We start from the raw sequence: 26,729 nt of genomic DNA, 5'->3' as shown, positions 1-26,729 counted from the left end.
CGGGGCGGCTCAGCCCACGTCGGCCGTCGCCCGCACCGTGGTCGCGATGGTCGCCGAGCCGACGACGCGCGTGCCGTCGTAGAGCACGACGGCCTGGCCCGGGGCCACGCCGCGGACCGGCTCGGTGAAGGAGACCCGGAGTTCACCGTCGACCAGTTCGGCGGTGACCTCGGTCTCGTCGCCGTGGGCGCGGAGCTGGGCGGTGTAGGTGCCGGGGCCGCTCGGGGCGGCTCCGCACCAGCGCGGCCTGATCGCCGTGAGGCCGTTGACGTCCAGGGCGGCGACCGGGCCGACCGTGACGGTGTTGTCGACCGGGGAGATGTCGAGGACGTAGCGCGGCTTGCCGTCGGCGGCCGGGGTGCCGATGCGCAGTCCCTTGCGCTGGCCGATGGTGAAGCCGTACGCGCCCTCGTGGGTGCCGACCTTCGCTCCGGACTCGTCGACGATGTCGCCCTCGGCCTTGCCCAGACGGTGTGCCAGGAAGCCCTGGGTGTCGCCGTCGGCGATGAAGCAGATGTCGTGCGAGTCGGGCTTCTTGGCGACCGCCAGGCCCCGGCGCTCGGCCTCCGCGCGGATCTCGTCCTTGGTCGTCACCGTGTCGCCCAGCGGGAAGAGGGCGTGCGCCAGCTGCTTCTCGTCGAGCACGCCGAGGACGTACGACTGGTCCTTCGCCATGTCGGAGGCGCGGTGCAGTTCGCGGGAGCCGTCCTCGCGGACGATCACCTGGGCGTAGTGGCCCGTGCAGACCGCGTCGAAGCCGAGGGCGAGGGCCTTGTCGAGCAGGGCGGCGAACTTGATCTTCTCGTTGCAGCGCAGACAGGGGTTGGGGGTGCGGCCGGCCTCGTACTCGGCGACGAAGTCCTCGACCACGTCCTCGCGGAAGCGGTCGGCGAGGTCCCAGACGTAGAACGGGATGCCGATGACGTCGGCGGCGCGGCGGGCGTCGCGGGAGTCCTCGATGGTGCAACAGCCACGCGCGCCCGTGCGGAAGGATTGCGGGTTCGCCGAGAGGGCGAGGTGGACGCCGGTCACGTCGTGTCCCGCCTCGGCCGCGCGGGCGGCGGCGACGGCGGAATCGACCCCGCCGGACATGGCGGCGAGGACGCGAAGAGGACGGGTGGGCTGCGTGGTGTCAGTCATAACCCTTCAAGGGTAAGGGCGCTCGGGAACCGGAGCCCACGAGTATCCGTTCAGGATCACATGGGCGCGAGACGAGCCAAGGACAAGGACGCCGACCGGCGGATCGGGCGGCGGGCCCTGCTGATCGGCGGGACGGCCGCCGCGGTGGGCTCGGCCGTGCTGGCCCGGGACGAGCTGGCGCGGCTGTGGTACCGCGCGCCCGGCGTGCGCAAGCCGCGCAAGGAGGGCGAGGTCGACTACGCCGGTGCGCGCTGGGTGGCCGCGTCCGACGCGAACTGGCGGCTCGCGGACCGCCCCGACGACTACGGCATAGACATGGTGATCATCCATGTCACCCAGGGCAGCTTCGACAGCGCGGTCAAGGTCTTCCAGGACCCGGGACACGGCGCGGCCGCGCACTACATCGTCCGCAAGGACGGGCACGTCACGCAGATGATCCGCGAACTGGACGTGGCGTACCACGCGGGCAACCGCGACTACAACGAACGCAGTGTCGGCATCGAGCACGAGGGCTTCGTCGACCGCCCCGAGGACTTCACGGACGAGATGTACGAGGCCTCGGCCCGCCTCACGGCCCGCGTCTGCGCCCGCTACGACATCCCGGTCGACCGCGAGCACATCCTCGGCCATGTCGAGGTACCGGGCACCGACCACACCGACCCGGGCGAGCACTGGGACTGGGACCGGTACATGAAGCTCGTCACACAGGCCCGTACGGCGGTGGCGGCCTCCCGGACCTGACCGGTCAGAACACGGCCGCGACGAGAGCGACGGCGGGCGCGAGTCCCTGGCCGAGCGCTCCCCTCCACAGCCGGGGGAAGGAGACGAGGAACACCACCGCGGACACCACGAGGAACGCGCAGAAGCAGACGGTCAGCGTACGGCCGACGGCGGCGTCCCCGGTGTGCAGGGCGACGACGCCGGCGATCAGGCCCAGGCCGAGCAGGATGTTGTAGACGGCGACGCCCGAGCGCCACAGCGTCACCTCGGGGGCGTCGGCGGGCGAGGTGGTCAGGAAGACGCGGATGGCCGGGCGGCCGTAGAAGAAGCGCTCCAGCGTGCCCACGACGAGGTGGATCAGGGCCGCGAGTAGGGCGAAGCCCTGGGTGACGGTGTTCACGTCCGGAGTGTCCGCCGTTGTCCGGACATCGGCAAGGGCGTGCGCATCGAGTCGCGCACGCCCCGGGGTCCTGCGCTCCGCAGGGTTCCTGCGCTGCGTAGCGGCCCTTACGTCAGGCCCGCCGCCCGCGCCCGTTCCACCGCCGGGCCGATGGCCTTCGCGACGGCTTCGACGTCGGCCTCGGTGGAGGTGTGGCCGAGGGAGAAGCGGAGGGTGCCGCGGGCCAGGTCCGGGTCGGTGCCGGTGGCCAGCAGGACGTGGCTGGGCTGGGCGACGCCGGCCGTGCAGGCGGAGCCGGTGGAGCACTCGATGCCCTGGGCGTCCAGGAGGAGGAGCAGGGAGTCGCCCTCGCAGCCGGGGAAGGTGAAGTGGGCGTTGGCGGGGAGGCGGTCGACCGGGTCGCCGCCGAGGATGGCGTCGGGGACCGCCGTACGGACCGCCTCGATCAGGGCGTCGCGCAGGGCGCCGATCTCCCGGGCGAACCACTCGCGCTGCTCGGCGGCCAGCCGGCCGGCGACGGCGAAGGAGGCGATCGCGGGGATGTCGAGGGTTCCGGAGCGGACGTGCCGTTCCTGGCCGCCGCCGTGCAGGACGGGGACGGGGGTGTGCTCGCGGCCCAGGAGGAGGGCGCCGATGCCGTAGGGGCCGCCGATCTTGTGGCCGGAGACGGTCATCGCGGCGAGGCCGGAGTCGGCGAAGTCGACGGGGATCTGGCCGAAGGCCTGGACGGCGTCGGCGTGCAGCGGGACACCGAACTCGGCGGCGGTGGCGGCGAGTTCGCGGACCGGCAGGACCGTGCCGATCTCGTTGTTCGCCCACATGACGGTGGCCAGGGCCACGTCGTCGGGGTTGCGGGCGATGGCCTCGCGCAGTGCCTCGGGGTGGACTCGGCCGTACCGGTCGACGGGGAGGTACTCGACCGTGGCGCCCTCGTGTTCACCCAGCCAGTGGACGGCGTCCAGGACGGCGTGGTGCTCGACGGGGCTGGCGAGGACCCGGGTGCGGGCCGGGTCGGCGTCGCGGCGGGACCAGTACAGGCCCTTGACGGCGAGGTTGTCGGCCTCGGTGCCGCCGGAGGTGAACACGACCTCGCTGGGGCGGGCGCCGAGCGCCTCCGCGAGGGTCTCGCGGGATTCCTCGACCGTGCGGCGGGCCGCGCGGCCGGACGCGTGGAGGGAGGAGGCGTTGCCGGTGGTGCTCAGGTGCGCGGTGAGTGCCTCGACTGCCTCGGGGAGCATCGGGGTGGTCGCGGCGTGGTCGAGGTATGCCATGGTGACGCCGATTCTACGGGCCGTCCGCGGGGTGGCTTCGGCCGCCGTACGCCTTGGCCGACGGGCCGCGCCCGGTGCGGGTGCCTCTAGAGCCCCCAGGACACCGTGCTGTCCATCTGCATGAACGTCACCAGGACCACCAGGTCCGCGATGCCGAGGCCCAGGCCCAGGTAGGCGCGGCCCTTGCGGGCCGTGCCGCGCCACAGGGCGACGGAGGCCAGGACGATGGCGACGGGGCCGAGGAAGATGTTGAGGACCAGGAGACCCAAGAGGCCGAGGATGAAGGAGGCGACGGCCATGCCGTCGGCGTCGCGGGTGGGGTTGGCGGGGGCGTTGCGGCGGGTGGCCGGGGCGGTGAGTTGCATGACGGATCAGCTCCTGGAAGTCGCGAGGGGGACGAGCCGGACGACGGGCGGTCAGTTGGTGGACGGGCCGCGACGGCGGCCGAGGCGCTCGCGGATCGCGAAGACGCCGAGCCAGGCGGCGATGACCGCGGCGGCGACGACGGTGAAGGTGAGCGGCGCGTGGGCGACGGTGCCCAGGACGACACCGAGCAGCATGAGTGCGGCGACGAGGAACAGCATGGGACGGATCCCCCTCCGAACATGTCGACGAGATGGCTCTCGTTACGGTTGGGTGAACAGTTGTAGTAACACTTGTTCACTGACTCCAGAGTCTAGCGCGCCCTACGGCTTTTCAATTACGGAGAACAGTTGTTAACTGGATGACATGAGTCACACCCTCGGCATCCGACAGGCCCAGAAACAGAAGACCCGACAGTCGCTCCTGGACGCGGCGTTGGGACTGCTGGAGGGGCAGAGCCTGAGCAGCCTCGGCCTGCGCGAGGTCACGCGTGCCGTCGGCGTCGCCCCCACGGCCTTCTACCGGCACTTCCGCTCCATCGCGGACCTCGGCGTGGCCCTGGTCGAGGAGGCGCTGGGCAGCCTGCACCCGATGATCCGGACGACGGTGTCCACGGCGGACAACGGCAACCAACGCATCACGCGCGCCATCGAGTTGATCGCCCGCCATGTGGAGGGGTACCCCGCACATGTCCGGTTCATCGCCCGCGAACGACATGGCGGGGTCGAGCCGGTCCGGGAGGCGATACGGGACCAACTGGCCCGGTTCGGCGAGGAGGTGAAGGCGGAGCTGGCCAAGGACCCCGAGTCGGCCGGCTGGAACGACGACGACCTGCTGATGCTCGCCAATCTCTACGTCGACCAGATGCTGATCACGGCCTCGCTGTTCCTGGAGACGCTTCAGGCCCCGGAGGAGGAGCGGGAGCGGGTCGCGCAGGTGGCGGAGCGTCAGATGCGGCTGATCAGCATCGGCCGGCGTCACTGGCTGGACTGAACTGGACGAACTGGGCTGAAGGGGTCAGCCCTTGGTCGCCTGCGGGGCGGGGGCACCACTCGGGGCCGCGCCGCCGCCCGCACCGCCACAGCCGCCACCGGGACCGCCGCCCTGGCCACCACCCTGGCCCCCGCTGGGGGCACCACTCGGCGCGCCCGAAGGAGCACCGGACGGAGCGCCCGAGGGAGCACCCGACGGCTTGGCACTCGCGTTGCCGGTGGGAGCGCCCGACGGCGCCCCGGACGGCTGCTGACAGGTCTGCTGCTGACCGGAGCCGCCGCCGTTCGGGGACGACGAGGAGTCACCCGAGCCGCAGGCCGCCAGGGCGAGGGGTGAGAGCGCCAGCAGGACCACCGCGGGGACGAGACGCACACGCTTCATGAGGAACAACTCCAAGATGGATGAGAAAGAACCTGAGGCCGTGCACTCAACCAACGCCCCTTAGGGCTTCTTCGGGACCGGCCTGTTCCTCACCTGTGCGCACGGCAAAGCGCGCCTAAAAGCCGTACAGCTCCGTGACGGAGGCGGCCGCCCGGGCCAGTTCCGCGCGCACCTCCTGGGGCGCGATCACCTCCACGCGGTCGGAGAAGGCGAGCAGTTGGCGGGTCTCGCGGAGGAAGCCGTACGACAGTCGCGCGGTCACCCACGCGTCGGTGCCGTCGTCCTCGGGGAGTTCGGTGAGGTACGCGGCGTTCATGCGCAGGAACATGTCGAGGCGGTCGCGGCGGACGCGGACGGTGACGTCGAGTCCGCCGGGGCGTTCCTCGACCTGGCGGCGCAGTACTTCCCAGGCGTCGGCGAGTTCGACGCCGGGGCGGCGTTTCACCGGGTCCGTGAGGAGGGTGGCCGACCGGATCCGGTCGGCGCGGAAGAGCCGCGGTCTCGCCCGCCGGTCGGCGACCAGGTACCAGACACCGGCCTTGGCGACGAGGCCGTAGGGGTCGACGGTGTACGTCCTCGTCTCCGGTTCGCCGCTGTGCCGGTAGCGGAGCCTGAGGCGCCGGTCGGCGAAGACGGCGTCCTGGAGGACGTCCAGGTCCACCGTCTTCCCGGGCCCGCCCTTCCACCGCGTGGCGTCGACCAGGATGCGGCGCGACGTCACCTCGGCGGCCGGGCGGTGCGGGGCCGGGAGCGCGGCCATCACCTTGCGCAGGGCCGAGCCGAGGGCCGCGTCCAGGCCGAGGGCCGTGTGTGCGCCCTGGGCGGCCAGGATGAACAGGGCGCGGGACTCGTCGGCGGTGAGACCGGTGACGTCCGTACGGAAGCCGGCGAGCAGTTCGATTCCCCCGTACCGCCCGCGCTCGGCGTAGACGGGGACGCCGGCTGTCGAGAGGGCCTCGATGTCGCGGTAAATGGTGCGTACCGAGACCTCCAGCCGCTCGGCCAGTTCAGGGGCGGTGATTCTGCCGCGGGTCTGTAGAAGCAGCAGGATCGACAGGAGGCGGTCGGACTTCACGGGGTCACGCTAGAGGGGTGCGCCCCCGAGGGGGCTCTTCTCAGCCCAGTCTCACGCGTGCCAGCTGCCTCGACTGGGCCACCAAACGGTCCTCCGTGTCCCACACCTCCGCGTCCTCCTCCAGGAAGCCGCCGGCGAGGTTGCGCGTGGTGATGGAGACGCGGAGCGGGCCCGGGGCGGGGCGGCAGCGGACGTGGACGGTGAGTTCGATCGTGGGCACCCAGCCCTTCAGGCCGAGCTCGAAGGCGGTCGGCGGAAGCGCGTCGACCGCGAGGAGCAGCGAGAAGGGGTCGGCGTCGCGGCCGTCGGCGAGGCCGAACCAGGAGCGCATCTCGCCCTTGCCGGAGGGGGCGCCGAGGGCCCAGCCCAGGGTGGAGGGGTCGAGCTTGAGCATCAGGCGGTCGGTGATGGCGGAGCTGCCGTCGACCGGGGCGGGGCCGTCCTCAGGGCCGAAGCACTGGTCCATGGGCGGCATCGCGGGCGGCTTCGCCGTCGTGCGGACGTCGTCCGGCAGCGAGTCCAGGTCGCCGTAGGAGGCGAGGACGCGGATCCGTTCGATCTCGCGGCCCTGGTCGTCGTACTGGAAGAGGGAGGCCTGGCCGGTGGAGAGGGTGCGGCCGGTGCGGACGACGTCGGTGCGGACGACCGCGGGGCCGGGGTGGGAGGCCGTGAGGTAGTGCGCCGAGATCGTGAACGGGTCGGCGTGCGGCAGGGCGTCGGCGAGGGCGCGGCCGAGTACGGCCAGCAGATAGCCGCCGTTGACGGCGCTGATGATGGTCCAGCCCGCGGAGAGGTCGATGTCGTAGACCCCGGGGGCCCGGCGGACGACCGCGGTGTCCCGGTCGAACTCACTGTCGCCGATGGTGGCGCGCACGGTAGCTGCTTCTGGCATGGGTGAACGGTACATCATCCTGTTACTAAGCGGTAGCTTTCCTCCACTCGCCGTCTGGGTGAGGAACGGGAAATTTCTCGGTAAGTGTCCGCATCCTCCCGTCAACCTGGAGCCCCCGGTATCCCTCTGTAGGGGCATGAGCCTCACCGGGAGTTCGTTCCTCTACACCCTGATCGTGCTGGTGCTCGTCGCCGTGGTCCTGCCCTTCGCGCTGTGGTCACGCCTGCGGGGCCCCAGGATCGTGCGGGCCGCCGGCCGTGGGCTGATGCTGCTGTTCGCCCAGGGCACGGCCGTCGCGTTGGTCTTCGTCCTGGTCAACAACCAGAACAACCTCTACGACAACTGGGCCGACCTGCTCGGCACGGGCGACCATGTGCAGCACGCCGCCAACCTGGGCGCCGACGGCACCGGCGGGATAGCGCTGGAGCGGCTGCCCAAGGTCCGGCAGACGTTCACCGAGGCCCGGGGGCCCGGGATGCCCGCGTCCGACGGGGTACGGATCACCCAGCTCAAGGGCCGGGTCTCGGGCGTGAACGCCGAGGTCTACGTCTGGCTGCCGCCGCAGTACCACGAGCCCGCCTACCGGCACTACAGATTCCCGGTGGTGGAGCTGCTGTCGGGCTACCCCGGCTCGGCCAAGGCCTGGTTCGGGTCGCTGCACGCGGTGAAGCAGCTGCGGCCGCTGATGCGCGAGGGCCGGGTGGCGCCGTTCATCCTGGTCGCCCCGCGCATGAACCTGCTGGCCGGGGTGGACACCGGCTGCGCCAACATCACGGGCACGGTGAACGCCGACACCTGGCTCAGCGTCGACGTGCCGAAGATGGTCATGGACAACTTCCGCGCCCAGCCCGCGCCGACCGGCTGGGCGGCGGCCGGCTACTCGGCGGGCGGGCACTGCGCGACGAAGCTGGCCGTCGCCCACCCCGACCGCTACCGGGCCGCGGTCAGCATGTCCGGCTACAACGACCCGATCGGCGAGCGCAACTCACTGGCCTCCGAGACCCCCGCCCTGCGCCGCGCCAACAACCCCTACGTGCTGCTGCGCGAGGCCCGCACCCCGCCCGCGATCGCGCTCTACCAGTCCGGTCAGCCGGGCGACGGCTACGAGGCGGGCGCGGCCCTCGGGCAGATCGCGAAGGCTCCGACGACCGTGCACGTCGTCTTCATCCCGAAGAGCGCGGGCGGCCACAACATGGCCCTGTGGCGGCCGCAGGTCGTCCCGGCGTTCCAGTGGCTGACCGAGGAGATGGGGCTGCTGCACGGACGGGCCGGCGCTACTCCTCACGCACGGTCGAACGCCGGTTCCACGCCCGCGGAGCTCGCCAGTGGAACCGCATCGCGAGCAACCGCAGCACGAAGGCGGTGAGCGCCGCGAACGCGCTGGTCAGCGGGGTGAGGGCGTCGTAGCGGATGCACAGGGCGACCATGGTGGCGCCGACGATCGCCGGGACCGCGTACAGGTCGCGGTCCCAGCGCAGCAGTGAGGGCACCTCGTTGGCCAGCACGTCCCGCAGCACACCTCCGCCGACGGCGGTGGCGAGGCCGAGCGTCACCGACTGGGTCAGGCCGAGGCCGTACTCGTACGCCTTCGTCGTCCCGGCGACGCAGAACAGGCCGAGGCCGGCCGCGTCGAAGACGTTCACGCCGGCCTGGATGCGTTCGACCTGCGGGTGCAGGAAGACGACCAGGAGGGCGGCGAGCAGCGGGGTGACGAAGTAGCCGAGGTCGGTGAAGGCGGCCGGCGGCACGGCCCCGATGACCAGGTCCCGGAACAGGCCTCCGCCCAGCGCGGTGACCTCGGCGAGGACGGCGATGCCGAAGACGTCGAAGTTCTTGCGGACGGCCAGCAGCGCGCCGGAGATGGCGAAGACGAAGATGCCGACGAGGTCGAGCGTGTGCTGGACGGAGGGGCTGAACAGTTGCTGGAACACCCTGACATTCTCACCCAGCACTGAGCCCCTGCCTTACATTGCAAGGCAGGGGCTCAGGTTCACTTACTTGTCGTCGGTGTCCTGGGGAGCTTCGGCAACCTCGGCCGCGACCGCCGCCGACGTCTCCGCCGACTCCTCCAGCACGGCTTCCGGCACCAGCTCCGCCGCCTCCTTGGCGGCGGAGAGCAGGACCGTCTCCTGCGGGGCCTGGTCCTCGAAGTTCTCCGGGTGGTGGCAGGCGACCCGCTGTCCGGGCTTCAGCTCCACGAGCTGCGGCTCGGTGGTCTTGCAGATCTCCGTCGCCTTCCAGCACCGGGTGTGGAACCGGCAGCCGCTCGGCGGGGAGATCGGCGAGGGCACGTCGCCCTTGAGCAGGATGCGGTCGCTCTTGACGCCCCGGCGCTTGGGGTCCGGGATCGGCACGGCCGACATCAGCGCCTTGGTGTACGGGTGCATCGGCGCCTTGTACAGCGACTCGCGGTCGGCCAGCTCGACGATCTTGCCGAGGTACATCACCGCGATCCGGTCCGAGACGTGCCGGACGACCGAGAGGTCGTGCGCGATGATCACGTAGGTCAGGCCGAGTTCCTGCTGGAGGTCGTCCAGCAGGTTCACCACCTGCGCCTGGATCGACACGTCCAGCGCGGAGACCGGCTCGTCCGCCACCACCAGCTTGGGGTTGAGCGCGAGCGCGCGGGCGATGCCGATGCGCTGGCGCTGACCGCCGGAGAACTCGTGCGGATAGCGGTTGTAGTGCTCGGGGTTGAGGCCGACCACCGACAGGATCCGCTGCACCTCCTTCTTGACGCCGCCCTCGGGCTGGACGCCCTGGAGCCTGAAGGGGGCACCGACGATGGTGCCGACGGTGTGGCGGGGGTTCAGCGAGGAGTACGGGTCCTGGAAGATCATCTGCACATCGCGGCGCATCGGGCGCATCCCGCCCGCGTCGAGGTGCGTGATGTCCTTGCCCTGGAACTCGACCGTGCCCGCGGTCGGCTCCAGCAGCCGGGTGATCAGCCGGCCCATCGTCGACTTGCCGCAGCCGGACTCGCCCACGACACCGAGGGTTTCGCCCGCCCTGACCTCGAAGTCGATGCCGTCGACGGCACGGACCGCGCCGACCTGCCGCTGGAGCAGGCCTTTTCGGATCGGGAAGTGTTTCTGGAGCCCGGTCACCTTCAGCAGGACCTCACCGGGTCCGGCGTCCTTGGTGAGCTGAGTACCGGCACTCTGCGCAGGGGTGGTCACTGCCGCGTCCTTCGGGTTCTCGCTCACAGCTTCGGCGCAATCTCTTCGGTCCAGATCCGCTCCCGCTGCTCCTGCGTCATGTGGCAGGCGGCCCAGTGCCGGCCGCCGACCTCGGTGAGCTCGGGACGGACCGTGCGGGTGACGTTGTCCTTGGGGATGTCGGCGTACGGACAGCGCGGGTTGAAGGAGCAGCCCTCGGGGAGGTTGATCAGCGAGGGCGGGGATCCCTTGATCGGGATGAGCCGGTCGGTCTCCTCCCGGTCCAGTCGCGGCATCGAGCCGAGCAGGCCCCAGGTGTAGGGGTGGCGGGGCTCGGAGAACACCGACTCGGCCGGGCCGCGCTCCACACAGCGTCCGCCGTACATGACCAGCAGGTCGTCGGCCATCTCGGCGACGACGCCCAGGTCATGGGTGATCATGATGACCGCGGACCCGAACTCCTTCTGGAGGTCCCGGATCAGGTCGAGGATCTGCGCCTGCACGGTGACGTCCAGGGCGGTGGTCGGCTCGTCCGCGATGAGCAGTTCGGGGTTGTTCACCAGCGCCATGGCGATCATCGCGCGCTGGCGCATACCGCCGGAGAACTCGTGCGGATAGCCGTCCACCCGCTTGTTGGGCTCCGGGATGCCGACCCGGTCCAGCATCTCGACGGCGCGCTGCTTGGCCACCTTCTTGCTGACGTCGTGGTGGACGCGGTACGCCTCGACGATCTGCTGGCCGACCGAGTAGTACGGGTGCATGGCCGACAGCGGGTCCTGGAAGATCATCGCCATCTTGCGGCCGCGCAGCCGTCGTACCTCGTCGGGGTTCGCGGCGATCAGCTCCTGGCCGTCCAGCCACACCTCACCGGAGACCTTGGCGTTGGCCGAGCGGTGCAGGCCCATGACGCCGAGCGAGGTCACGGACTTGCCGGAACCCGACTCGCCGACGATGCCGAGGGTCTTGCCCCGCCGTACGTCGAAACTGACGCCGTCCACGGACTTGACCAGGCCGTCGTCCGTCTGGAAGTGGATGCGCAGATCGCGTACGGACAGGAACGCGTCGTCCGCGTCGGACGGGGCGACGCCGGCCGGTTCGCCGAGCGCGGCTTTGACGGGCTTGCTCACGAGTACCTCACCCGGGGGTCGATGGCTGCGTACACCAGGTCGACGATGAGATTGCAGAAGACGATGAAGAAGGCGGCGACCAGGGTCACGCCCATGACGATGGGCAGGTCGTTGTCCTTGATGGACTGCACGGCGTAGGCGCCGATGCCCTGCAACGAGAACACGGTCTCGGTGAGCACCGCGGAACCGACGAGGGTGCCGAAGTCCATGCCGAAGATGGTGACGATCGGGGTCAGCGCGGCCCGCAGGCCGTGCTTGGCCACGACCGTGGTCTCCCTGAGTCCCTTGGCCCGGGCCGTCCTGATGTAGTCCTCGCCCATCGTCTCCAGCATGCCTGCCCGGGTGAGCCTTGCGTACAGCGCGGAGAAGAGGAAGGCGAGGCTGATCCAGGGCAGCAGCAGATGCCAGGCCCATTCGGCCGGGTTCTGGGTGAACGGGACGTAGTCGATGCTCTCCCAGATGGGGACCTCGTACACGAACAGGGCGCTGAGGACCTGGCCGGTGAAGAAGATCGGGAGCGAGACGCCGGCCAGGGCGATGAACATCGCGATGCGGTCGACCGGCTTGCCCTTGCGCAGGGCGGAGATCACACCGGTGGTGACACCGAAGATCAGCCAGATCGCCGCGGCACCGATGGCCAGCGAGAAGGAGACCGGGATCCGCTCCTGGAGCTGGGGCCACACCTCGATATGGCTCTTGAAGGAGTACCCGAAGCAGGGGGCTTCGCAACGGGTGGCGTCGGGGCCGAACTTGTAGTCGGCGCCGACCACGAGGCCCTTGACGTAGTCCCAGTACTGGATCGCGATGGGCTGGTCGAGGCCCAGGTTCTTCTTGATGGCGGCCACGGACTCCGGGTTGGCGTCCTTGCCGACGTACTGCGTTGCCAGCTGGTCGGCCGTCTGGCCGCCCAGCTTGGGGACCAGGAAGAAGATCGAGAAGGTGACTGCGCTGACCACCAGCAGCAACAGCACCGCGCCCATGACGCGTCGGAGGATGTACGCAGCCACAGCTGTACGGCTCCGGGTGGCCGGGGCGGAGAGTGTCCGCCCCGGCCACCCGGTGCCTTCACCTGCCTTTCAGGGAATAAGGCCTGCCGGTGTTATTTGGAGGAGCTCATCAGCAGGTAGTCGTACATGCCGAGGTACGCCTGCGTGACCGTGACGTTGGTCGCCGACTTCGGCCTGAGCAGCAGGTTCTTGCGGTAGACGAGCGGGACGACGGAGGCGTTGTCCAGCACCATCTTGTCGATGTCGCCCCAGGCCTTGGTGCGGGCCGCGTCGTCGGTGTTGGCGATCGCGTCCGTCAGGGCCTTGTTGATCTTCGGGTCGTTCAGTTCCATCAGGTTGTTGCCGCCGGAGGGCTTGATGGCGGCACCGTTGATGATCTGGTCGAGGAAGCCGTAGCCGGTCGGCCAGTCGGCGCCCCAGGCCATCGAGAGCATGCCGAGCTTGTTCTGGTGGACGTAGCTCGGGACACCGGCGAAGTTGGAGAAGTACTTGCCGGAGGGGAACTGCTTGATCTCGATGTTGATGCCGATGCTCTTCAGCGACGCCTGGATGGCGGTCGCGGCGGCGATCTCGGCGGGACGGTCGGAACGGGCGGTCAGGATCGTGGAGAAGCCGTTCGGCTTGCCGCACGCCTTCAGCTCTTCCTTGGCCTTGGCCGCGTCGCCCTTGTGACCCTCGCTCGGGTACGTGTCGAACTTGGTGTAGCCGTTGACGGACGGCGGCAGCAGCGTGGTCGCCACGTCACCCTTGGGCGAGCCGCCCATCGCGTCGATGATGGACTGCTTGTTCAGACCCCACTGCACGGCCTTGCGGCAGTGCACGTTGTCGAACGGCTTCACGTTGACGTTCAGCGCGATGTACTGCGTCGCGCCGGCGTACGAGTTGTCCGTCTGCTTGGCGTTGGGGCCGGCCAGCACCTTGGGCTGGGTCTGCGGCTGCACACCCGTGCCGGCCGCGTCGACCGTGATCTTGTCGGACAGCAGGTCGTTGTCGACCGTGACCGGGTTGACCTTGAACTTGATCGTGACCTTGTCCGGCAGTGCCTTGCGGATCGAGTCCGTCTTCTGGTCCCACTGCGGGTTGCGCACCAGGGTGGCGCCGCGACCCTCCTCGTAGGACTGGAACTGGTACGGGCCGGAGGACACGATGTTCTGCACGTACTTCGCGCCGGTGTCCTTGGCCTTCGGCACCGGAGCCGTCTGCGAGAACGTCGCCAGGTAGTCGAAGTCCGCGAACGGCTGCTTCAGCTTGAAGATGATCGTCTGGTCGTCCGGCGTCTCGATGGACTTCAGACCCTCGGCCGACTTGTCCTTGTAGGGACCCTGGTACTTGTCGCCGCCCACCAGGTACGCCTTGAAGTACGTCGGCCCGTTGGAGAGGGCCTCGGGCGCGAAGTTGGAGCGCTCGATGGCGTACTTGACGTCCTTGGACGTGATCGGCGTGCCGTCCTGGAACTTGACGCCCTTGCGCAGCTTGTACGTCCATGACTTGGCGTCGGCGCTGGGCTTGCCCAGGGACTCCGCGAGGTCCGGGACGATCTCCAGGCCTTCCTTGCCGGCGGCCGGCTTGAAGGAGGTGAGCGTGCGCCCGTAGAGACGGGAGAAGTTCTGCACCCAGCCGTAGTAGGTGTTGCCACCGTCCAGCGAGTCCGGCACGTCGGAGTGTTCCAGGCTGAGCGTTCCTCCCTTCTTGCTCGACGCGTTGACGACAGAGGTGAGCGCCGCGTCCTTCGCGCCGTTGCCTCCGTTGTCGTCGTTGTTGTTGTCCCCGCCGCCACATGCGGCAGCACCCAGCGAGAGTGCCAGGACCGACGCCACAGCGGCGGTCACCCTTCTCGTCTTCACCTGAGGAAAGCCCTCTCTATCGATGGATCACTTGCTGCGAGGGTCGAGGGCGTCACGCAGCCCGTCACCCAGCAGGTTGAAGGCCAGGACGGTGATGAAAATCGCCAGTCCGGGCACGAACATGTACTGAGGATCAGCGGTGTAGAGATCCACAGCGTTGCTGAGCATGCCTCCCCAGGAGGCCTGCGGCGGAGCGATACCGACTCCGAGGAAGCTCAGCGCGGCCTCGAAGAGGATGTTCGTCGGGATGATCAGCGTCGAGTACACGAGGATCGGTGCGACGAGGTTCGGGAGCAGCTCCCGGAAGAGGATGTACGGTCCGCGCGCACCGAGGCTCGTGGCGGCTTCGATGAACTCCCGCTTGCGCAGCGTCATGGTCTGCGCGCGGACGATACGGCCGATGTACGGCCAGCTGAAGAAGCCGATCACGAAGATCAGCACGCAGATGCGCAGCGCGAGTCCGTCGAGCCCGAAGAAACCGTCCTGCACCGAGGCGGAGATGGAGATGGCGAACAGCAGCAGGGGGAACGCCAGGAAGGTGTCCATCATCCTGCTGATGATGCTGTCGATCCATCCGCCGTAGTAGCCGGCCACGACGCCGAGCACCGTGCCGATCACCACCGACAGCATCGTGGCACCGCCCGCGACCAGCAGCGAGACCCAGGATCCGTCGATGATCCGGGCGAGCATGTCGCGGCCGTACTGCGGATCGACGCCGAGCGGGTGGTCCCAGCTCATGCCGCCCCAGCCGCCCTTGGGGGCGAGCAGCGCGGGGTCGATCAGGTCCTGGTTGAACTTGTTGGGGTCGAGGTCGAACACCCACTGGATGGGCTTGGACAGCACAGCCATGAGCACGAGAAGCACGACCACGACGCCACCCGCCATGGCCACCTTGTCGCGCTTGAACCGCGTCCAGGCGATCTGGGTGAGCGAACGCCCTTCGATCTGGCTCTTCTTGACTCCGGCGAGAACGGCCTCGGGCTGTGCTCCGGCCTCCGCCCCGGTGGTCTCGATCGGTGCGGTCACAGTGAGATTGACCCCTCTCGGGTCGACGATCGCCGACCCCCTGGCTGCCGCGGTAGCGGTGGTTTGAACTCGCTCACGGGAACCGACCGGCCCGTGTCTCCCGGGAGTCTTCAACGCTTTGGCGATCAGTTGAAAGACTTGGTGATGAATGGATGCGTAACCGTGATGCGGTTTGGGGGGTTCCGTTATCCGGACAGGGGGTAACGCGGGCCGGACGTGTGCTAGTTGGGGCATATGGTACAGGAGGTTCTCTTTCACCTCGGTCTACGCGCGCAGAAACGCGCCGGTAACAATTGGCCGATGTTCTGAGGGGCCATGCCGAGGTTGTGGAGACGAGGAGGCGCGGAGCGTCAGTAACCGCCCCGCGCGGGCGGGTAGCCGTAACCCCCCGCCGGGGCCCGCGGGGGCTGCGCGGGGGCCGCGTGGGCCTCGCGGTCGTAGAACGGGCGGGCGCTCGCGCGCATCCACAGGGCGACCGGGTCGTACTCGTCGGACATCGCCACGGTGGAGACCGGCAGGCCGTCCGGGACGGCGCCGATGGACTGCTGCATCATCGCGCGCACCGAGTCGACGGCCTGCGGGCTGGTGTCGTACACGTCGAGACCGATGGCGAGGTACGGCGCGCCGAGCGCGGGCTGCACCCAGGCGCGGCGCAGCGAGCGGACCGCCCCGGTGCGGTGGGCGTTCTGTGTGAGCAGGGCGTAGAACTGCGGGACCTCGATCGCGGGCTCGGCGAGCCGCAGGGGTCCGGCGGGCTGACGCTCCAGGCCGGTGGCGATACGGCGCAGGTCGAGCCAGGGGATGCCGACGCCGCCGCCCGGGGCGTGCGGGTTGAGCCAGAGGCCGTAGTGGTCGGGGTACAGGGTGCGGGCCACGTCCAGGCCGTCGACCACCTCGTACGACCTGTTCCAGCCGCTGGCGGACAGCTCCTGGGCGGAGGTGACGCAGGGGGCGTAGCCGAAGCCGTCGACCTGCATGTTTCCGTACTGGGCGTCCGGGGAGCCGGCCTGGCCGTGCCACAGCAGCATCCAGACCTGGCCGGAGCTCGGGGTCGCGAGTGCCCGCAGGAGCGCCTCGTAGGCGTCGTAGCGCCCGGGCGTCACCTGGCGCAGCATGTGCTCGACCTGCCCGGTCGCGGTGCCCGTGCCCGTGCCGCTGGCGCTCACCTGAACCGCCCCTTCTGGAAGTTGCCCCGTTATGAAACCAGCTTAAGTGGAGGTGCCGACAGCAATCGCCCAAGGGCTCGGGGGTTCTTGTCCGCCGGCGGGCGCGGGTCGTGTGCCGGGGTGCTTCAGTAGCCGTGCTGGTAGAAGGGCCGCACCTGTCCGCGCATCCAGTGGCCCACCGGGTCGTCCGCGACGTCCAGGAGGACCAGGTTGACCGGCCAGGGGGCGGGGGCCCGGGTGAGGGCCCGGGAGAGGGCCTCCATGGGGAGGGCCCGGATGTCGTCCTCCCACTGGGAGACTTCGACGCCGACGAACATGACCGGGTCGGCCGTCTCGATGACGGCCAGGCAGCGGCGGGCGGTGAGGACCACGCCGGTCTGCGCGAACTCCGTCGCGGCGGCGGCGAGGAAGTCGACGGGGTCGTCCTGCCAGTCGGGCTCGTAGAGCCTGACCCGGCCGCCGCTCGCGGGGCCGTCGAGCGGGGTACGGCCGGTCCGGCACAGGTCGGCGACGGCCGCCGGGGGCAGCGGGACGCCCACCACGCCGTCGGGGTTCAGCGCGATGCCGACCTGCGGGGGCAGACCGCGCGCGAACTCCACGGCGGGGGCGATGGTGTACGACATGTGCGCGCCGACGACCTGGCGGAACTGTTCCTCTGAGCTGAACACCGGCACATAGGCCTGGCCCTCGATCTCCAGCGTGGGCAGGTCGAGCGGTCCGCTCTGCGGGCCACCGCCGCTCGGCAGCGGCACCCACACGAAGCTCCGCCCGAGCACCTCGACGATCCGCCCCCCGGCCGAGGGGATGCCGAGCGAGGCCGAGAGCACCTCCTCCAGCTCATTGCCGGGCCATCCACCGTGGGGATGGGGGTGCGCCCGCGCCGAGAAGTCCGCGGGGAGATCCGCCGGGAAGTCCATCTGCCTACCGCCTGCCGAGTACCACTGCTGTGGCTGAAAAGGCTAACGGGTACGAAGGGCCTGGACACCGCCCGGAACCCCTCCACCAAACGGAACAGACGGCTCCGCCGGTGAAGGGGGCGCTGGGTGGGGGAGCCTCTGTCGGCACGAGGCACCGGTGGCGACCCGCACCTCGTGAGGGGAGCCGTCAGCGGAGCGCCGCCTGAGCAGGGGCACCACCGGCGGGCCCTCGCGGACGGGGGCTCGGGAGGAGGCGCCGCGGAGAGAGGGCGCCCTGCCGCAAGGCCACTCACCGCTGAAGCACCCGCCGACGGGAGGCCGGCCTTGCCCGGGGAACGCCCGTCCGGAGAACACCCCCAGAAAGCACCTCGCCCGGACAGCGCCCCGTCGAGGCTCCCACCAGCGAAAGGCCCCGCCCGGAGAGCAACCACAGGGGGACGCCCAACCGGACAACGCCCGCCGGTGGGACACCCCGGGGGAAGGCACCCCGGACGGCAGCGGCCTGCCCGGGGACGCCCAACCGAGGGGGAGTGCGCCCCCGTCGGGACAAGCCCCCCCCCAGCCCGTCAGCCCGTCAGCCCGTCAGCCCGTGAAGCCGATGCGGTGGAGGACGTTGGCTGCGGCTCGGTCGATGAGGACTGCTGAGCCGACGCCCTGGGGGAGGTCGCCGTGTTCTGCGGAGCCGATCAGGCGGGCGGCGGCGCCGCGGTGGCGGAGGAAGGCGTAGCGGGAGACGCCGCGGCCGCGCTCGCGTTGGCCGGCGAGGGCGGTGTCGGGGGTGACGTCGAGGAGCAGGAGGTGCAGGGTGCCGCCACGGCGGCGGGCCTCGCGGGCCAGCCAGCGGCGCACCCAGGCCTGCGTGCCGCAGTCGTGCACGACGACGCCCTCGCCGGAGCGCAGGGCGCGGCGCAGTCCGGCGTAGTGCGCGAGACGGACCAGAGGCCGGTAGGCCGCGTACGGCAGGAAGCGGGGTACGCGCTCCTCCCAGCGGTCCCGGGTGTCCTGGGAGTCGATTCGGGTGCCCCTGACCGTCCGCTTCATCAGCGTGGTCTTGCCGCTGCCCGGCAGGCCCGTGATCACCACGAGGTCCCGGGGCGCGAAGAGCAGGGCGTGCGGGCTGTGGCCCTCACGCTCGCGCAGGTCGCGGACGACGGGTGCGGTGAGCGGGCCGCAGGCCTCCCTGGCCGGGGCCGTCGGCTGCTGGGGCAGCGCGAGGGCCGAGGTGGTCGCGTACGCCGTGGTCCTGTTCACCGTGATCGTCCTCCCCTGGGGTGGTCACGAGATCCCATCCCCGTCGAGTGTAAAGAGAAGGTAATGCGCGGTGCCTCTCGTTTCCGTCCGTTTACCGCAACAAGCCTGCTACAGCGCGCTGTGCCTGTCCGTGAACGCCGCGCGATTCCCGTGCGAGCCCTGTGCGAGTCCTGTGCGTGACCTCCGCACGGGTCCCCCTGCCGTGCCGGACCGATGCGTGCAATGATGTGCCCGCCAACTGCATACCGGCCGTTTGAATCCGCGCGGGAGAGTCCCCAGCCGTACGTCAGCAGTACGACGTCGCCGGGGCGCCGAAGGAGCAAGTCCCTCCCTTGAATCTCTCAGGCCCCGTTACCGCGCGGGCGAGGCACATCTGAAAAGCGGGCCGCCGTTCCCGGTGGCTCCACCCAAGGTGCAAGTCATGCCCCGTACGGTCATGACGAACCTCTCAGGTTCCGATGACAGATGGGGAGGAACGACCTCGCCAGTCATGCCTTGGGAGACGACCGTCCGATGAGCAGTACCCCGATCCGTCATACCGCGCTCGACGCCCTGCACCGCTCGCTCGGCGCCACGATGACCGACTTCGCCGGCTGGGACATGCCGCTGCGCTACGGCTCCGAACGCGACGAGCACAACGCCGTCCGCACCAGGGCCGGCCTCTTCGACCTCTCGCACATGGGCGAGATCACCGTGAGCGGTCCGGAGGCGTCCGCCCTGCTGAACCACGCCCTGGTCGGCAACCTCGCCTCCGTCGGTGTCGGCCGCGCCCGCTACACCATGATCTGCCAGGAGGACGGCGGCATCCTGGACGACCTGATCGTCTACCGCCTGGGCGACACCGAGTTCATGGTGGTCGCCAACGCCTCCAACGCCCAGGTCGTCCTGGACGCCCTCGTCGAGCGCTCCGCCGGCTTCGACGCCGTCGTACGCGACGACCGGGACGCCTACGCCCTGATCGCCGTACAGGGACCGGAGTCCCCGGGCATCCTCGCCTCCCTCACCGACGCCGGTCTCGACGGCCTGAAGTACTACGCGGGTCTGCCGGGCACGGTCGCGGGCGTGCCCGCGCTGATCGCCCGCACCGGCTACACCGGCGAGGACGGCTTCGAGCTGTTCGTGAAGCCGGAGCACGCGGTCGAGCTGTGGCAGGCCCTGACCAAGGCCGGCGAGGGCGTCGGCCTGGTCCCCTGCGGACTGTCCTGCCGGGACACCCTGCGCCTGGAGGCGGGCATGCCGCTGTACGGGCACGAGCTCTCGACCTCGCTGACGCCCTTCGACGCGGGCCTCGGACGGGTCGTGAAGTTCGAGAAGGAGGGCGACTTCGTCGGGCGCGGGGCGCTGGAGGAAGCCGCCGCCCGCTCCCGGGAGAATCCGCCGCGCGTCCTGGTCGGCCTGGTCGCCGAGGGCCGCCGCGTCCCGCGCGCCGGGTACGCCGTCGTCGCCGGCGGCGAGGTGATCGGCGAGGTCACCTCCGGTGCTCCCTCCCCCACGCTGGGCAAGCCCATCGCGATGGCGTACGTCGACGCGGCACACGCGGCGCCGGGCACCGCCGGTGTCGGCGTGGACATCCGGGGCAGTCACGAGCCGTACGAGGTCGTGGCACTGCCGTTCTACAAGCGGCAGAAGTAGCCACGCGAAGCGGCCGGTGCGTGACCCTGCGCACATGTCCGCTGCTCACACGCACCTTTCGCAGTCCCCCATTCACCAGCACTCCACCGCGTACAGGAGAATTCAGGCCATGAGCAACCCCCAGCAGCTGCGCTACAGCAAGGAGCACGAGTGGCTGTCGGGCGCCGAGGACGGCGTCTCGACGGTCGGCATCACCGAGCACGCGGCCAACGCGCTCGGCGATGTGGTCTTCGTCCAGCTCCCGGAGGTCGGTGACACGGTGGCCGCGGGCGAGACCTGCGGCGAGCTGGAGTCGACCAAGTCGGTCAGCGACCTGTACTCCCCCGTCGCCGGTGAGGTCACCGAGGTCAACGAGGACGTCGTCAACGACCCGTCGCTGGTGAACTCCGCCCCCTTCGAGGGGGGCTGGCTGTTCAAGGTGCGCGTCGCCGAGGAGCCGGGCGACCTGCTCTCCGCCGACGAGTACACCGCCTTTTCCGCCGGCTGAGGAGTCGTACACCCGATGTCCGTTCTGAACACGCCCCTGCACGAGCTCGACCCGGAGGTCGCCGCCGCGGTCGACGCCGAGCTCCTGCGCCAGCAGTCCACGCTCGAAATGATCGCCTCGGAGAACTTCGCCCCGCTGGCGGTCATGGAGGCCCAGGGCTCGGTCCTCACCAACAAATACGCCGAGGGCTACCCCGGCCGCCGCTACTACGGCGGCTGCGAACACGTCGACGTCACCGAACAGATCGCCATCGACCGCCTCAAGGAACTGTTCGGCGCCGAGTACGCCAACGTCCAGCCGCACTCCGGCGCCTCCGCCAACCAGGCCGCCCTGTTCGCCCTGGCCCAGCCCGGCGACACCATCCTCGGCCTGGACCTCGCGCACGGCGGCCACCTCACCCACGGCATGCGCCTGAACTTCTCCGGCAAGCAGTTCAACGTGGTCGCCTACCACGTGGACGACGCCGGTCTGGTCGACATGGCCGAGGTCGAGCGGCTCGCCAAGGAGCACCGGCCGAAGGTGATCATCGCGGGCTGGTCGGCGTACCCGCGCCAGCTCGACTTCGCCGAGTTCCGCCGGATCGCGGACGAGGTCGAAGCCTTCCTGTGGGTCGACATGGCGCACTTCGCCGGCCTGGTCGCGGCGGGGCTGCACCCGAACCCGGTCGAGTACGCCGACGTCGTCACCTCCACCACGCACAAGACCCTCGGCGGGCCGCGCGGCGGAATCATCCTGGCGAAGAAGGACTTCGCGAAGAAGCTGAACTCGTCCGTCTTCCCGGGCTTCCAGGGCGGTCCCCTGGAGCACGTGATCGCGGCGAAGGCCGTCTCCTTCAAGGTCGCCGCTTCCGAGGACTTCAAGGAGCGGCAGCGGCGTACGGTGGAGGGTGCGCGGATCCTCGCCGAGCGTCTGACGGCCGCGGACGCCCGCGAGGCCGGGGTGAACGTGCTGTCCGGCGGCACCGACGTGCACCTCGTCCTCGTCGACCTGCGCGAGTCGGAACTGGACGGGCAGCAGGCCGAGGACCGTCTCCACGAGGTCGGCATCACGGTCAACCGCAACGCCGTCCCGAACGACCCGCGCCCGCCGATGGTCACCTCGGGCCTGCGCATCGGCACCCCGGCGCTGGCCACCCGCGGCTTCACGGCCGAGGACTTCACCGAGGTCGCGGACGTGATCGCCGAAGCCCTCAAGCCCATCTACGACACCGCATCCCTGAAGACCCGCGTGAAGGCACTCGCCGACAAGCACCCGCTGTACCCGGGTCTGAACAAGTAGTTTCCTGGTGGGGGCACCCGACGACGTGTGTCCCCACCCTTTCTTAGGAGTGCCCGTGGCCATCTCGGTCTTCGACCTGTTCTCGATCGGCATCGGCCCGTCCAGCTCCCACACGGTCGGCCCGATGCGCGCGGCCCGCATGTTCGCCCGCCGCCTGCGCAACGAGGACCTGCTGGGCTCCGTCGCCTCCGTCCGCGCCGAGCTCTACGGCTCCCTGGGCGCGACCGGTCACGGCCACGGCACCCCGAAGGCGGTGCTGCTCGGGCTGGAGGGCGCCTCGCCGCGGACGGTGGACGTGGAGGGCGCGGACGAACGGGTCGAGGCGATCAGGTCGTCCGGCCGCATCCGGCTGCTCGACGAGCACGAGATCGCGTTCTCCTTCGACGACGACCTGGTCCTGCACCGCCGTAAGACGCTCGATTACCACGCGAACGGCATGACGGTGTGGGCGTACGACGCGGCGGGTACGGAGCTGCTCTCCAAGACGTACTACTCGGTCGGCGGCGGTTTCGTCGTCGACGAGGAGGCGATCGGCGCCGACCGCATCAAGCTGGACGACACGGTCCTGAAGTACCCCTTCCGCACGGGCGACGAGCTGCTGCGGCTGACGCGGGAGACCGGCCTGTCGATCTCCGCGCTGATGCTGGAGAACGAGCGCGCCTGGCGCACCGAGGAGGAGATCCGCACCGGGCTGCTGGAGATCTGGCGGGTCATGCAGGCGTGCGTGTCGCGGGGCATGTCCCGGGAGGGCATCCTGCCCGGCGGGCTCAGGGTCCGCCGCAGGGCCGCCGTCTCGGCGCGTCAGCTCCGGGCGGAGGGCGACCCGTTGGCCCGTTCCATGGAGTGGATCACCCTCTACGCCATGGCCGTGAACGAGGAGAACGCGGCGGGCGGGCGCGTGGTGACGGCCCCGACGAACGGAGCGGCCGGGATCATCCCGGCGGTCCTGCACTACTACATCAACTTCGTGCCCGGCGCCGACGAGGACGGCGTGGTGCGCTTCCTGCTCGCCGCCGGCGCCATCGGCATGCTCTTCAAGGAGAACGCCTCCATCTCCGGCGCCGAGGTCGGCTGCCAGGGCGAGGTCGGCTCCGCCTGCTCCATGGCCGCCGGCGCGCTCGCCGAGGTCCTCGGCGGCTCCCCCGAACAGGTCGAGAACGCGGCCGAGATCGGCATGGAGCACAACCTCGGCCTCACCTGCGACCCCGTCGGCGGCCTCGTCCAGATCCCCTGCATCGAACGCAACGGCATGGCCGCGGTGAAGGCGGTCACGGCGGCCCGCATGGCCATGCGCGGCGACGGCTCCCACAAGGTCTCCCTCGACAAGGTCATCAAGACCATGAAGGACACCGGCGCCGACATGAGCGTCAAGTACAAGGAGACGGCCCGGGGCGGGCTGGCCGTGAACATCATCGAGTGCTAGGGAAATGGGCTCTGACTAGTCCCTGATGTCAGTGAACTTCCCCATTCCGCACAGCGGTTAGGGGAAGGTCTCGTCGAGGGAGGTGTATCCAGCCCTCGACCGCGGCCATGGCGCGCTCCTCCTCGGTGGCCGGCGCATGGGTCATTCCACACGCCGCGGCCCGGGCGACGATCGCCGAGATCAGGGCGTCCAGGTCGTGGTCACTGGCCACACACCGGTCACGGACCCGGTCGGACAGGTCCAGGTCCAGGCCGGCTTCGAGACCGGCGAGAATGCCCGTCCGCGCGGCCGTGGCGTCCTTGCCCTTGTAGGTTCCCGCCGGGGCGAGCCCCCACTGGATCAGCGCGAACGCCGGGTAGACCTCGACCACCGGACCCGAGCCGTCGCGCGGGACCGCCGGGCCGCCCTCGGCCAGTCGCGCCAGCAGGCCGGCCGCGCGGATGGCGACGATGCCGAGTTTGTCGGCCGACACCGAGAGCGGACGCTGCCTGCCCGCCCCGGTGCGCTTCCACGCGATGTCGTCGGTCAGCCGGTGGGTGAGGGTGTTGCCGAGCCCCGGCCGGCCGTCGGCGCACGCCGCGTGGTGGGCGAGCGCGGGGAGCTCGACTCCGGTCCGGTGCGCGGTGAGCAGGGCGACGAAGGCGGCCGGCCAGCCCAGGGGCGAGTCCAGTCCCGTCCTGTCCGCGGACCGCATCGCTTCCAGCAGGTCGTCGTCGTGCTTCGCGGGCAGCAGTTCGGCCGCGGGCCGCCGACCCCACGTCACGCGGCACACGCCCGTGGTTCCGGTGCGCCCGGCCAGGTCGACGCCCACCGTCACCATCGCCTCGGAGGCCTGCTTTATCACGGGCTTCACCTGCATGGGCACTCCCTTCCCTAGGGCTCAGGGGCTCGTCGGCACCGCCGCCGACACCTCCGTCAGCAGGGTCTCGACGTCACTGCCCCAGCGGGAGGTGATGACCAGGTCGCGGGCCGGGTCGACCCACAGGAGGTGGGCGCCCGCGTTGCCGCGGGCGCAGCGGCCGGTGGTGGGGGCGGTGGGCCAGACGGTGCGGTGGTCGTTGAGCCACCAGGACAGGCCGTAGTTGGGCTTGACCGGGCAGGGGGTCCACAGCTCGCCGATCCAGCGGCAGGAGAGGACCCGTTGGCCGTCCCAGTGGCCGTCGCGCAGGCAGAGCTGTCCCAGGCGGGCCAGGTCCAGGGCGCTGATCCACAGGCCGCCGCCCCAGTGGGCCCCGCCGGAGACCACGGGCAGCGTGGTGCCGTCGAGGTCGACGACCGCGGTGTCGTAGCCGTGCCAGGACCAGGACCGGGAGGCGCCGATCGGTTCCATCACCCGCTCGCGCAGGACCTCCGGCAGGGCGCGGCGCAGCAGGACGGTCAGGGCCAGGGCCGTGAGGTTGACCCGGACGTCGTTGTAGGCCCAGCCCGCGCCGGGCGGGCCGCCCGGCGACTCCGTGCCCTCGCGGGTGCTCTGGGCGTCCACCCAGGTCGGCTTGGACCACAGTTCGCCCTCCCACTGGCTCGTCTGGTCCAGCAGATGGCGCCAGGTGATCGCCCGCCCGTGGTCGTCCGCGAACTGCGGCAGGTCGATCGCGGCCGACACCGGCTCGTCCAGGCGCAGCAGCCCGTCGTCGTGGGCGATTCCGGCCACCAGCGACAGCACGCTCTTCGTCGCGCTGTACGCCATCTCCGGGCGCGTCGGATCGCCCCAGGAGGCGAGGACCGTGCCATGCCGTACGACGACACCGCTCGCGCCGCCGCCGTCCAGCAGCGGGCCGACGACCTCCCGGTGCGAGGTGTCCGACACCTGGTCGGCGAGGTACGACGCCATGCCGTCGATGCCGGCCACCGGCCGTGCCGCCTGTGCCCGCACGGCCGACGCGAGCGCCTTCTCGTCCACTCCGGCCCAGGGGCCGGCGGTCCGGTCACCGCCCTCCAGCACCTGGGCGTCGTACCGCGATGGAACCGTGTGCCCCGGCTCGCCGGTCATCCGAGCGCGTCCTGGAGTCCGCTGGTGCGCGGGAGTTGGGCGAGCTGGCCGCTGCCGAGGCGGATCCGGTCCTCGCTGATCATGACCCGGGCGGACAGTACGTCGCGGATCTGGCGGCTCAGGCTCCACTTGCTCGCCGACGGCTCCCGATAGGCGTCCACCCCGATGACCTGGAAGGAGTCCAGCACGCTGTCGTTGGCGCGGGCGGCGGCCGTCAGGCGCAGTGCGTTGGAGCGGCGCACCAGGGCGTCGCTCGCCTCCCCCCGCGCCTGTTCGTACTGCTCGGCGAGGAAGTGGATCTGCTCGGTCAGTTCGTCGATGGTGTCCGAGGCCCGTCCCAGCCGCATGGTCTTGGCGGTGAGGACGTCGGGCGCCGTCCTGCCCTGCTGGCGGCGGAAGGCGTCCTGGGCGACGACGAACGCGGACTCGGCGATGCCCAGCCAGCACGCGGCCCAGCCCAGGTTGGACAGCGGCATGATGACGCGGGCCGAGACCTCGCTGAAGGACTCCTCCAGGATCCGGTCGCGGTGGGTGCGGGCGCGGACCCGGCCGCCGCCGCTGCCCGTGCCGCGCATGCCGAGCGCCTGCCAGTCGCGCCACTGGGCGATGGTCAGCTCCTTGCGGAGCACCAGCACCACGGCCTGCTCGGTGACGGCGTCCTCGGCCGAGCGCCGGGCCACCAGCAGACCGGCGTCGGCCTGCTGGAGGTAGGAGGAGACCGAGACGTTCTTGTCGATGGTGACGGCGCCGTCGCCGTCCGGATCCTCGCGGCAGTGGGCGCGGCTCTCCCGGGGGCTCGCGGCGCCGACCTCCGACATCAGGCTGGCCACCAGCGGCTGGGTCTCCCACGCCGTGTCGAGGAAGTCCTGCACCGCCGTGGCGGTCTTGGGCTGGCGGGCGACCGCCTGGATCTGACCCTGGTGCATGGCCCAGATCATGCCGGTGGAGGCGCAGGCCTGGCCGAGCGCGTGGGCCACCGCGACGATCTGCGGCGCGGTCCACAGCCCGCCGCCGGGGGCCGGCTCCGGGGCCAGCAGCCGGTGCCGTTTCAGCGCGCCGACGGCCTCGGCGGGGAAGCGGCCCTCCGCGTCCACGTCCTGGGCATGGGCGCGTGCCGTCTGGACGACCGCGGCCAGGCGTTCACGCAGGGGCAGGAGCTCGGGGGTGTCCTTCGGGTCTTCAGCCATG

The 26,729-nt window shown here is 70.5% G+C and carries 27 protein-coding genes and 2 riboswitches; of the genes, 7 read left to right on the top strand and 20 right to left on the bottom strand.

Annotation, left to right across the window (positions count from 1 at the left end; genetic code table 11):
- Positions 1-9 precede the first annotated feature (9 nt).
- The gene (mnmA, locus tag SLINC_RS31510) at positions 10-1,140 is read right to left on the bottom strand and encodes a tRNA 2-thiouridine(34) synthase MnmA (RefSeq protein WP_067440135.1); all 1,131 of its coding nucleotides are present in this window, start codon (positions 1,138-1,140) and stop codon (positions 10-12) included.
- Between the two features lie 60 nt (positions 1,141-1,200).
- On the opposite strand from mnmA, the gene SLINC_RS31505 reads away from it, so the two are divergent.
- Entirely contained in the window at positions 1,201-1,881 is a 681-nt protein-coding gene (locus tag SLINC_RS31505) for an N-acetylmuramoyl-L-alanine amidase (protein ID WP_067440132.1), read from the top strand.
- A gap of 4 nt (positions 1,882-1,885) precedes the next feature.
- On the opposite strand, the gene SLINC_RS31500 is transcribed toward SLINC_RS31505, so the two are convergent.
- The 4 genes from SLINC_RS31500 to SLINC_RS48600 all read right to left on the bottom strand — a co-directional run bounded on the left by SLINC_RS31500 (position 1,886) and on the right by SLINC_RS48600 (position 4,115).
- On the bottom strand, positions 1,886-2,260 hold the full coding sequence (locus SLINC_RS31500) for a DUF1304 domain-containing protein (RefSeq protein WP_067440129.1): 375 nt from the start codon (positions 2,258-2,260) through the stop codon (positions 1,886-1,888).
- 107 nt (positions 2,261-2,367) lie between these two features.
- Complete coding sequence (locus SLINC_RS31495; protein ID WP_067440126.1) at positions 2,368-3,531, bottom strand: cysteine desulfurase family protein; 1,164 nt, start codon at positions 3,529-3,531, stop codon at positions 2,368-2,370.
- Between the two features lie 86 nt (positions 3,532-3,617).
- Entirely contained in the window at positions 3,618-3,896 is a 279-nt protein-coding gene (locus SLINC_RS31490; RefSeq protein WP_067440123.1) for a DUF4190 domain-containing protein, read from the bottom strand.
- A 51-nt stretch (positions 3,897-3,947) separates the two neighbouring features.
- Positions 3,948-4,115, bottom strand: coding sequence for a hypothetical protein (locus tag SLINC_RS48600; protein WP_170068285.1), 168 nt, complete (start codon positions 4,113-4,115; stop codon positions 3,948-3,950).
- 145 nt (positions 4,116-4,260) lie between these two features.
- Here SLINC_RS48600 and SLINC_RS31485 point away from each other — a divergent pair, with 145 nt between their 5' ends.
- Complete coding sequence (locus tag SLINC_RS31485; protein ID WP_067440121.1) at positions 4,261-4,887, top strand: TetR family transcriptional regulator; 627 nt, start codon at positions 4,261-4,263, stop codon at positions 4,885-4,887.
- A gap of 24 nt (positions 4,888-4,911) precedes the next feature.
- Here the strand turns inward: SLINC_RS31485 and SLINC_RS48160 are convergent, their stop codons facing one another.
- From SLINC_RS48160 to SLINC_RS31475, 3 genes are all read right to left on the bottom strand, one after another.
- The gene (locus SLINC_RS48160; RefSeq protein ID WP_079164826.1) at positions 4,912-5,268 is read right to left on the bottom strand and encodes a hypothetical protein; all 357 of its coding nucleotides are present in this window, start codon (positions 5,266-5,268) and stop codon (positions 4,912-4,914) included.
- A 115-nt stretch (positions 5,269-5,383) separates the two neighbouring features.
- Entirely contained in the window at positions 5,384-6,343 is a 960-nt protein-coding gene (locus SLINC_RS31480; RefSeq protein WP_067440119.1) for a helix-turn-helix transcriptional regulator, read from the bottom strand.
- Positions 6,344-6,383: 40 nt separating this feature from the next.
- Positions 6,384-7,235, bottom strand: coding sequence for a thioesterase family protein (locus SLINC_RS31475; protein ID WP_067440116.1), 852 nt, complete (start codon positions 7,233-7,235; stop codon positions 6,384-6,386).
- 136 nt (positions 7,236-7,371) lie between these two features.
- Between SLINC_RS31475 and SLINC_RS31470 the strand changes: the two genes are divergently transcribed.
- Complete coding sequence (locus tag SLINC_RS31470; RefSeq protein WP_067440112.1) at positions 7,372-8,601, top strand: alpha/beta hydrolase; 1,230 nt, start codon at positions 7,372-7,374, stop codon at positions 8,599-8,601.
- On the opposite strand, the gene SLINC_RS31465 is transcribed toward SLINC_RS31470, so the two are convergent.
- The 9 genes from SLINC_RS31465 to SLINC_RS31425 all read right to left on the bottom strand — a co-directional run bounded on the left by SLINC_RS31465 (position 8,510) and on the right by SLINC_RS31425 (position 18,731).
- Positions 8,510-9,166 carry a trimeric intracellular cation channel family protein gene (locus tag SLINC_RS31465; protein WP_067440109.1) on the bottom strand — a complete coding sequence of 219 codons (657 nt, stop codon included), beginning with the start codon at positions 9,164-9,166 and terminating at the stop codon, positions 8,510-8,512. The two genes, SLINC_RS31470 and SLINC_RS31465, sit on opposite strands and share 92 nt — an antisense overlap.
- A 63-nt stretch (positions 9,167-9,229) precedes the next feature.
- Entirely contained in the window at positions 9,230-10,441 is a 1,212-nt protein-coding gene (locus SLINC_RS31460) for an ABC transporter ATP-binding protein (RefSeq protein WP_067440106.1), read from the bottom strand.
- Entirely contained in the window at positions 10,438-11,520 is a 1,083-nt protein-coding gene (locus tag SLINC_RS31455) for an ABC transporter ATP-binding protein (protein WP_067440103.1), read from the bottom strand. Before SLINC_RS31455 ends, SLINC_RS31460 begins: the two co-directional genes overlap by 4 nt.
- Positions 11,517-12,527, bottom strand: a complete 1,011-nt coding sequence (locus SLINC_RS31450) for an ABC transporter permease (RefSeq protein WP_067440100.1) — start codon at positions 12,525-12,527, stop codon at positions 11,517-11,519. Before SLINC_RS31450 ends, SLINC_RS31455 begins: the two co-directional genes overlap by 4 nt.
- Positions 12,528-12,619: 92 nt before the next feature.
- Positions 12,620-14,356, bottom strand: coding sequence for an ABC transporter substrate-binding protein (locus tag SLINC_RS31445; protein WP_225988305.1), 1,737 nt, complete (start codon positions 14,354-14,356; stop codon positions 12,620-12,622).
- 42 nt (positions 14,357-14,398) lie between these two features.
- Entirely contained in the window at positions 14,399-15,397 is a 999-nt protein-coding gene (locus tag SLINC_RS31440; protein WP_067440093.1) for an ABC transporter permease, read from the bottom strand.
- Between the two features lie 350 nt (positions 15,398-15,747).
- Positions 15,748-16,512, bottom strand: a complete 765-nt coding sequence (locus tag SLINC_RS31435) for an enhanced serine sensitivity protein SseB C-terminal domain-containing protein (protein ID WP_182449317.1) — start codon at positions 16,510-16,512, stop codon at positions 15,748-15,750.
- A 176-nt stretch (positions 16,513-16,688) separates the two neighbouring features.
- Positions 16,689-17,480, bottom strand: coding sequence for an enhanced serine sensitivity protein SseB (locus SLINC_RS31430; RefSeq protein WP_067440085.1), 792 nt, complete (start codon positions 17,478-17,480; stop codon positions 16,689-16,691).
- Positions 17,481-18,062: 582 nt separating this feature from the next.
- A complete protein-coding gene (locus SLINC_RS31425; RefSeq protein WP_067440082.1) occupies positions 18,063-18,731 on the bottom strand; it encodes an AAA family ATPase in 669 nt (222 codons plus the stop codon).
- Positions 18,732-18,985: 254 nt separating this feature from the next.
- Positions 18,986-19,098, top strand: a riboswitch (glycine riboswitch).
- Positions 19,099-19,206: riboswitch (glycine riboswitch) on the top strand.
- A 38-nt stretch (positions 19,207-19,244) separates the two neighbouring features.
- Here SLINC_RS31425 and gcvT point away from each other — a divergent pair.
- The 4 genes from gcvT (at position 19,245) to SLINC_RS31405 (ending at position 23,551) form a co-directional block, all read left to right on the top strand.
- Positions 19,245-20,363 (top strand): glycine cleavage system aminomethyltransferase GcvT, encoded by a 1,119-nt coding sequence (gene gcvT / locus SLINC_RS31420; protein ID WP_067440079.1) that lies wholly within the window; start codon positions 19,245-19,247, stop codon positions 20,361-20,363.
- Between the two features lie 109 nt (positions 20,364-20,472).
- The gene (gene gcvH / locus SLINC_RS31415) at positions 20,473-20,850 is read left to right on the top strand and encodes a glycine cleavage system protein GcvH (RefSeq protein ID WP_067440076.1); all 378 of its coding nucleotides are present in this window, start codon (positions 20,473-20,475) and stop codon (positions 20,848-20,850) included.
- Between the two features lie 15 nt (positions 20,851-20,865).
- The gene (glyA, locus tag SLINC_RS31410) at positions 20,866-22,128 is read left to right on the top strand and encodes a serine hydroxymethyltransferase (protein WP_067440073.1); all 1,263 of its coding nucleotides are present in this window, start codon (positions 20,866-20,868) and stop codon (positions 22,126-22,128) included.
- 55 nt (positions 22,129-22,183) lie between these two features.
- Complete coding sequence (locus tag SLINC_RS31405; RefSeq protein ID WP_067440069.1) at positions 22,184-23,551, top strand: L-serine ammonia-lyase; 1,368 nt, start codon at positions 22,184-22,186, stop codon at positions 23,549-23,551.
- 28 nt (positions 23,552-23,579) lie between these two features.
- Here SLINC_RS31405 and SLINC_RS31400 read toward each other — a convergent pair whose 3' ends face one another.
- The 3 genes from SLINC_RS31400 to SLINC_RS31390 are packed head-to-tail and all read right to left on the bottom strand — an operon-like array spanning position 23,580 to position 26,728.
- The gene (locus SLINC_RS31400) at positions 23,580-24,410 is read right to left on the bottom strand and encodes a DUF429 domain-containing protein (protein ID WP_182449224.1); all 831 of its coding nucleotides are present in this window, start codon (positions 24,408-24,410) and stop codon (positions 23,580-23,582) included.
- Between the two features lie 21 nt (positions 24,411-24,431).
- A complete protein-coding gene (locus SLINC_RS31395; RefSeq protein WP_079164825.1) occupies positions 24,432-25,541 on the bottom strand; it encodes a serine hydrolase domain-containing protein in 1,110 nt (369 codons plus the stop codon).
- Positions 25,538-26,728: an acyl-CoA/acyl-ACP dehydrogenase gene (locus tag SLINC_RS31390; protein WP_067440066.1), complete on the bottom strand. Its 1,191-nt coding sequence runs from the start codon at positions 26,726-26,728 to the stop codon at positions 25,538-25,540. The genes SLINC_RS31395 and SLINC_RS31390 overlap by 4 nt, the downstream gene beginning before the upstream one ends.
- Position 26,729 lies beyond the last annotated feature (1 nt).

The organism is Streptomyces lincolnensis, assembly GCF_001685355.1.
GTDB lineage: Bacteria > Actinomycetota > Actinomycetes > Streptomycetales > Streptomycetaceae > Streptomyces > Streptomyces lincolnensis.
This window is presented reverse-complemented; position numbering and strand designations above follow the sequence as displayed.

What these genes read in the sequence shown, in the direction of transcription:
- gcvT (WP_067440079.1), top strand. Translation starts at nt 19,245, where the DNA reads ATGAGCAGTACCCCGATCCGTCATACCGCGCTCGACGCCCTGCACCGC.
- SLINC_RS31495 (WP_067440126.1), bottom strand. Translation starts at nt 3,531, where the DNA reads ATGGCATACCTCGACCACGCCGCGACCACCCCGATGCTCCCCGAGGCA.
- SLINC_RS31485 (WP_067440121.1), top strand. Translation starts at nt 4,261, where the DNA reads ATGAGTCACACCCTCGGCATCCGACAGGCCCAGAAACAGAAGACCCGA.
- SLINC_RS31395 (WP_079164825.1), bottom strand. Translation starts at nt 25,541, where the DNA reads ATGACCGGCGAGCCGGGGCACACGGTTCCATCGCGGTACGACGCCCAG.
- SLINC_RS48600 (WP_170068285.1), bottom strand. Translation starts at nt 4,115, where the DNA reads ATGCTGTTCCTCGTCGCCGCACTCATGCTGCTCGGTGTCGTCCTGGGC.
- SLINC_RS31505 (WP_067440132.1), top strand. Translation starts at nt 1,201, where the DNA reads ATGGGCGCGAGACGAGCCAAGGACAAGGACGCCGACCGGCGGATCGGG.
- SLINC_RS31400 (WP_182449224.1), bottom strand. Translation starts at nt 24,410, where the DNA reads ATGCAGGTGAAGCCCGTGATAAAGCAGGCCTCCGAGGCGATGGTGACG.
- SLINC_RS31435 (WP_182449317.1), bottom strand. Translation starts at nt 16,512, where the DNA reads ATGCTGCGCCAGGTGACGCCCGGGCGCTACGACGCCTACGAGGCGCTC.
- SLINC_RS31390 (WP_067440066.1), bottom strand. Translation starts at nt 26,728, where the DNA reads ATGGCTGAAGACCCGAAGGACACCCCCGAGCTCCTGCCCCTGCGTGAA.
- SLINC_RS31475 (WP_067440116.1), bottom strand. Translation starts at nt 7,235, where the DNA reads ATGCCAGAAGCAGCTACCGTGCGCGCCACCATCGGCGACAGTGAGTTC.
- glyA (WP_067440073.1), top strand. Translation starts at nt 20,866, where the DNA reads ATGTCCGTTCTGAACACGCCCCTGCACGAGCTCGACCCGGAGGTCGCC.
- SLINC_RS31490 (WP_067440123.1), bottom strand. Translation starts at nt 3,896, where the DNA reads ATGCAACTCACCGCCCCGGCCACCCGCCGCAACGCCCCCGCCAACCCC.
- SLINC_RS48160 (WP_079164826.1), bottom strand. Translation starts at nt 5,268, where the DNA reads ATGAAGCGTGTGCGTCTCGTCCCCGCGGTGGTCCTGCTGGCGCTCTCA.
- gcvH (WP_067440076.1), top strand. Translation starts at nt 20,473, where the DNA reads ATGAGCAACCCCCAGCAGCTGCGCTACAGCAAGGAGCACGAGTGGCTG.
- SLINC_RS31470 (WP_067440112.1), top strand. Translation starts at nt 7,372, where the DNA reads ATGAGCCTCACCGGGAGTTCGTTCCTCTACACCCTGATCGTGCTGGTG.
- mnmA (WP_067440135.1), bottom strand. Translation starts at nt 1,140, where the DNA reads ATGACTGACACCACGCAGCCCACCCGTCCTCTTCGCGTCCTCGCCGCC.
- SLINC_RS31430 (WP_067440085.1), bottom strand. Translation starts at nt 17,480, where the DNA reads ATGGACTTCCCGGCGGATCTCCCCGCGGACTTCTCGGCGCGGGCGCAC.